The sequence below is a fragment of the Paenibacillus sp. 01L418 genome (genome assembly GCF_056400045.1).
Map to the genome: position 1 here is coordinate 1 of NZ_JBFTSN010000375.1, position 6,311 is coordinate 6,311.

Below are 6,311 nucleotides of genomic sequence, written 5' to 3' on the forward strand. Positions count from 1 at the left end.
GTTTCATGTCGAGCAAATATTCGTCTGTTGCTAACCGATCTGGCTGGTACCTATGTGTATGGAAATACGAGTGCATAACTTTTCCTCCAAGCCTAAAATACATGGTTTCTGTCTATACCTATGCCAATCCCTTGCGATTGGACTGTGCGAATGCCTAGAAGCGGGCAAACAAACCAAAGCAAGCTTTCGTTTGAAAAGAGAGCATTCAGGCATTACATATTGCAAGATGATTAGGCAACACTAATGCGGACTGATGTCTATATACTTACGGAGGTGCAGCCTTTTTATGAAGCACTTAATCGTCTATTGTCATCCTAATCCAGACAGCTTTAATAACGCCATTGTGGATGCTTTTATTGAATCATTAAAGGAGCAAGGCCATGAGGTCGTCGTCCGAGATTTGTACGCGATGCGATTTGACCCTGTGCTCAAAGCCAGCGATTTTGAGGCGCTGCGCGAAGGCAACACACCTTTGGATATTAAAACGGAGCAAGAGCATGTGAAATGGGCGGATGCTTTTACGATGGTATATCCTATTTGGTGGACGGGGCTGCCCGCACTTATTAAAGGTTACATTGATCGAGTATTCTCGTATGGTTTCGCTTATGCGTATGGTGAGGATGGAACGATCAGCAAGCTGCTTGCGGGCAAGAAGGGGCTTATTATTAATACACATGGAACGCCTTCGGAGATTTACAGCCAGACTGGCATGTACGATGGGCTGAAAAAAACTTCGGATACGGGTATTTATGAATTTTGCGGCATCAAGTCAGTTGGCCATATATTTTTTGGCAGCGTGCCGCAAATTGATGATGCAGCCCGAAAGAAGATGCTCGAAGAAGTGCGGGGCAAGGCAGTCAGCTTGTTCGAATAGAAAGCCAAGAAAAGCTGGTCGCAACGATGCGATCAGCTTTTCCTTTTTTTAAAGCATGCTTGTCCTGTCCGAGGTTGAGGAGTATCATATAGTCCAAAAGCCTAAATGTATAGAATTGGAGATTTGGAATGAGAATCGGCATTCGCACCAAGATATTCACAAGCTTCTCTGTAGTAATCATTGTTTCGCTGACGATAGTTAGCGTGTTGTGGTACAACAAATATTATGATAGCCAGCGCGATTCGGCTGAGAGCTTTATGTCCCGTACCATTTTGGATGCAAATAAAAGCTTCGAGCTTACTCTCAAGGACATCGATTATATTAGTACGATTATTTCTCTTAACCGGCCCAACGTGATTGATGTGCTTTTGCCTGATCCTTCTGAAAGTTTAATTAATCGACTCGAGAAGGATCGTAAGCTTGATAACTTCATTTCTAGTTTATATGGCTACAAATATTACATATCGAGCATACAAGTAGCGAGTTTGGGAGGCCGCAGCTACTCGCAGGGGGCCACGGTTCCAACCAATGAATTTATGGAGTCGAGCTGGTTCGAGCAGCTGCTCGAGCAAAGAGGGAACAAAATATTTATTACGACTCATTCCAATAAAAAACTTAATTATGTGTCTTCCTATGTGAACCAAAACGTCGTTTCTATTGCGAGGGCAATCATGGACGGCTCGGAGGCGGCAGGTTACGTCATGGTTGATTTCAGTTATGAGGTTGTTGAGCGTATTTTCAATACCCCTCTGCCTAATAAAAGTCAGTTGTTTCTGATTGATGAAAAAGGGAATTTTGTCTACTCGCCGCGCAACAAGGATATTAATCAGCCGATTTCAGATACAGCTTATGCAGATGTACTCCCTGAGTTGAAGGGCAGCTCGGGCAAGCTAAGCATGAACATAAACGGAGAGAAGCATCTTGTTATTTATCATACTTCCGATTTTACAAATTGGACGACAGTGGGGCTAATTCCACAGGGTGAGCTGCTCGCAGAGAGCAGAAAAGCAGCCAATACGATTATGATTATTCCTATGGTGACCCTCATTGTTGCCCTTTTTGTTGCTACGATTTTGTCCAATCAAATTACGATTAATATCGGCCGTTTAAGGCAGGCCATGAAGAAGGTCAGCGAGGGCAATTTATCTGATCCTATTGCCATATCATCAGGAGATGAGGTGGAGGAGCTGAGCCATGGCTTTAACGCGATGGTTACCAACTTGCGGCTGCTGCTTGATGATGTGAAGCAAACGGAGGAGCAGAAACGGATTCTTGAGTTTAAAGCGCTTCAGGCGCAGATCAATCCTCATTTTTTATTCAATACACTAAATCAAATCAAATGGCTGGCAGATGTACAGAAAGCCGACAATATTAAGCAGCTTGTTACTTCTCTCGTTACACTCCTGCATAGCAGCATGGGAAAAGGCGGAGAGTATGTTACCGTTCAAGAGGAACAGCAATATTTGGAGCATTATTTGAATATTCAGCAGTTTCGTTATTACGATAAGTTTGTCGTTGTATTCGACATCGAGGAAGAGATTTTGCAGGTGCGTATGTTGAAGTTTTTGCTGCAGCCTATCGTTGAGAATGCCCTCATTCATGGCTTAGAGCCGCTTAAGGGAAGAGGACAGCTCACGGTTAAAGGATATGAGGATGATGGACATATCGTAATACAGGTGTCAGACAATGGTGTAGGCATCGAGCAAGAGCGATTGGAAACTATTTTTAATAAAGTCACTGAAAAAAATCGGTCTAGATTTAGCGGTATTGGGCTTGTAAATGTACAGCAGAGAATGAAGCTCCATTATGGAATAGGCTATGGCCTGCAAATCGAGAGCGTGCCCGGTTTATTCACGACGGTAACTGTGCGTATTCCGATTGAAGTGAAGGGAGACAACAAGCATGATTAATGTTTTGCTGGTCGATGACGATCTGCCTATGTTGAGCAAGCTGAAAAACATCATGAACTGGGAAGCGGGCAGCTTTCATTTATGCGGAGAAGCCAGCGGCGGCTATGCAGCGATCAAGCTTCTGGATGAACGCAAGCCTGAAATCGTCATTACGGACATGAGTATGCCGGGAATGGATGGTTTAGAGCTGATCAGTTATATGGAGGAGCATTATCCGCATATTCAAGTGATAGCGATCAGCAGCTACAGCGATGTTCATTATGTGAAGAACAGTATGAAAAAGGGCGCTGTCGACTATATTTTGAAGCATGAGCTGGATGCAGAAACACTGGCTGCTGCCCTTGCAAGCGCACGGGAGCGGTTTGCGATAGAGCAGGAGGAGCAGGCGAAGACGCTGGATTTGCAGCGACAAATTCAGCAGAATCAAACAACGCTGATCAGGGGGGTCATTCGAAGTCTTGTTCAGTACACATACAATAGCGAAGAAGAGCTTCTCGTGCAGATGGACAAGCTTGATTTAGCTCTGAACCTACGGATGCTCACCGTCGTCGTTGCGGAGTGGGATAGCCGCGGCATGCTTCATGATAAATATAACGCCAAAGAGCTTGACTATATTATGGGCACTTTTATGGATATTACCGACAATATCCTTGCAGATACAGGAAACGCTTATATGACGCCGATCGAAAATGGGAAGTTTGCCATTTTATTTTCATTTGATACGAACAGCAAATTTATTTGGCACACGATTATATCGGAAGCGCTCTCCCGAATCAGATTGAGCGCCAAACGGCAGCTTAACCAGATGTTAAGCTTCAGCGTAAGTGAAATGTGCAGCAAGGTGAATGTGCTGCATGAATACTTCAATGAGGCGGATAAAGCGCTGCAGGAGAGGTTTTATGAAGGCGGCGATGTCGTCATCTGGCCGGGGATACAGCGAAAGGCAGGGGCTGACTCTGGAACAAGCTTCTCCGTTGATGTGAAGCTGGAGCGAACATTGCTGTCGCTTCTCGCAGCATCCAATGAAAAGGATCTGGTCACTAAAATTGAAGAGCTGTTTACTAGAATGAATGAAGCGCGTGCACCGCATAAAACGGCTCAAATGGTTGCAGTAGAACTCATTCATCTTGTTAATCGCAAGGCGAAGGAAGCTGGCATTGCAGATCAGGATTTGTTCGAGGGCGATCAGAATCCTTATCTGGCGATTGGTAAATTTGATACGCTCTCCGATCTGAAGGAATGGATTGTTGGGGTGTATAAGAAGCTTGTCGAGGCGCTTCGTCCGTATGTGCATGACAATCTTTATTCTGAAAATACCCGCCGCACGATGGAGTGGGTTCGGAAAAAATTCTCAGAGCCAATCACTTTGCAGGAGGCCGCAGATATCATTGGAGTCAATTCCTCTTATTTGAGCCGGATGTTCAAGGAGGAATGCGGTCAAGGCTTCGCTGATTATGTCAACCATGTGCGAGTGGAACAAGCTAAGCTGCTGATCAGGTCAGGCGATGTTGATTTAAAGGATGTTGTGAAGCAGGTTGGTTTTAACAATTACAATTATTTCTTTACGGTATTCAAAAAAATTACTGGAAACACGCCAATCGAATATGAAAAACAACAAAAATAAGATTATTTGAGTGAAAAGTAAAAAAGATAGAGTAAATGTAAAAATAATGGAGTCCACGTGTGGGCTCTTCTTTTCTATGATGAAGAGGCAAGATGACAAACATACATCTAAGGGGAGATGGAACAATGAAAAAATTATCTTTTAGATTTGCGCTTGTATTGGCATTATCCATTTGTTTAACATTGACGGCTGCTGCTTGCGGCAGCAAAAACACAGACACAAATAACGGCAAGAATAGTGGATCAACTTCTACGGAACAGCAAACGGTTACTTTCTGGTCTTGGGTTCCTACGGATGTACAAGCGGAGAAAGCGATTGCGGCATTTGAAGCAGCTAACCCGAACATTAAAGTAGATTACTGGCGCGGCGAGCAAACAGACTTTCAGAAGAAGCTTCAAGTAGCGATGGCTGCCAACGAAGGTCCGGATCTTCTTGGTATGCAAGTTGGAGGCATGCTGAACCAATATGCCAACACGCTAGAGCCTATCGAAGCGCTTGCGGATACGAACTGGGGTACTGGCTGGCAGGACAAGTTCGTTAAAGCTTCTATCGATCAAGTAAGAGCAAAAGACGGCACAATGGTTGCACTGCCGCTTAACTTGACTGGCCAAGAATTTGTTCTTTATAACAAAACGATTTTTGATAAATTGGGCATTACAAAAGTGCCGGCAACGTATGAAGAGTGGTTGTCTGTAAATGCGACTATTCGTGAGAAAGGCAACGGCATCGTGCCTGTAGCTTTCGGAGCGAAGGACATTTGGCATGACGTTGATATGTTCGTAGCGCTTAGCAATCAATTCGCGCCAGGCAAAATCTATGAAGCAGAGCAAGGCAAAGTAGCTTGGACCGATCAAGCTTTCGTCGACACGATGACAGCATGGAGCAAGCTATTCACAGATAAAGTGATGCAAGACGGAGCTTTGGGCTTGTCTACTTACCCAGATGCTCGTGACCAATACTTCTATTCTGGTAAAGCTGCGATGTTCTTGACTGGTTCTTGGCATGCAGGCTTCAGCCTACCAGGCGGAGAGAAAGACGGAACAGCGATTGAAAACGATGAAACGGGCATTTTCTTGCTTCCGCAAATCGGACCAAACGAATCCAAAGCGGTTGCCAGCGTAGATACAGCACTTTCAATCAACAAGAACTCCAAAAACAAGGAAGCGGCTTGGAAGCTGCTTGAGTTTATGACACAAGGCGAAGGCCAACAAATTATGGCTGATTTCATTCAAGGATCACCAGCTAAGATTGGCGTTGAAATTCAATCGCTTGATCAATTTAAATTCGAATCCGAGCGTGAAGCRATCAAAACGGTAAACGATGCAATCGAAAATGCAGTAGGCAAACGTCTGCTTGATTACCCTGAGCTTACGAATGCGATTGGTGTAGCGATGCAGGATGTTGCAGCAGGTAAAAGCATTGAAACCTCGCTTAAAGATATTCAGAAGGTTTCCGATGGTATTGACCGCAAGTAAATTCGAATTTTTAGCAAGCAATAAGATTTAGAGCAGATAAAGAGCATGGATATGCGTGTTGGTATTCATGCTCTTTCTTATACTCAAAATCGGATATTTGATAGGTAAATGAAGGGGTGATACACCATGAACGGCAATCGTTCTGTTCTTTCCGGATGGAGAGCTTATTTATATATTTTACCAATTCTTATCGTATCGGGTTTATTTTTGTACTATTGCATAGGATTTACGGTTTATACGAGCTTTCATTCTTGGAACGGCATTGACTCGGAGATGAAATATATCGGCTTTGATAACTATATCAAGCTGTTTGACGATAAGTCTTACCATATCGCACTGCGAAATAATCTCGTGTTCTTTATTTTTACAGTGGGCATTCAAGCGGCGCTTGGGTTAATGCTGGCGATACTGCTTCGCGCGAAGCTGCG

The 6,311-nt window shown here is 44.1% G+C and carries 5 protein-coding genes; all 5 read left to right on the forward strand.

Annotation, left to right across the window (positions count from 1 at the left end):
- Positions 1–286: 286 nt before the first annotated feature.
- Positions 287–874, forward strand: coding sequence for an NAD(P)H-dependent oxidoreductase (locus tag AC1DSE_RS28015; RefSeq protein ID WP_477509025.1), 588 nt, complete (start codon positions 287–289; stop codon positions 872–874).
- Positions 875–1,002: 128 nt separating this feature from the next.
- Positions 1,003–2,784 carry a sensor histidine kinase gene (locus AC1DSE_RS28020; protein ID WP_477509024.1) on the forward strand — a complete coding sequence of 594 codons (1,782 nt, stop codon included), beginning with the start codon at positions 1,003–1,005 and terminating at the stop codon, positions 2,782–2,784.
- The gene (locus tag AC1DSE_RS28025) at positions 2,777–4,408 is read left to right on the forward strand and encodes a response regulator transcription factor (RefSeq protein WP_477528544.1); all 1,632 of its coding nucleotides are present in this window, start codon (positions 2,777–2,779) and stop codon (positions 4,406–4,408) included. Before AC1DSE_RS28020 ends, AC1DSE_RS28025 begins: the two co-directional genes overlap by 8 nt.
- A 125-nt stretch (positions 4,409–4,533) precedes the next feature.
- Positions 4,534–5,883 carry an ABC transporter substrate-binding protein gene (locus AC1DSE_RS28030; RefSeq protein WP_430060025.1) on the forward strand — a complete coding sequence of 450 codons (1,350 nt, stop codon included), beginning with the start codon at positions 4,534–4,536 and terminating at the stop codon, positions 5,881–5,883.
- A gap of 126 nt (positions 5,884–6,009) precedes the next feature.
- Positions 6,010–6,311: carbohydrate ABC transporter permease (locus tag AC1DSE_RS28035; protein ID WP_477528545.1), on the forward strand; the 302-nt coding region annotated here is incomplete at its 3' end.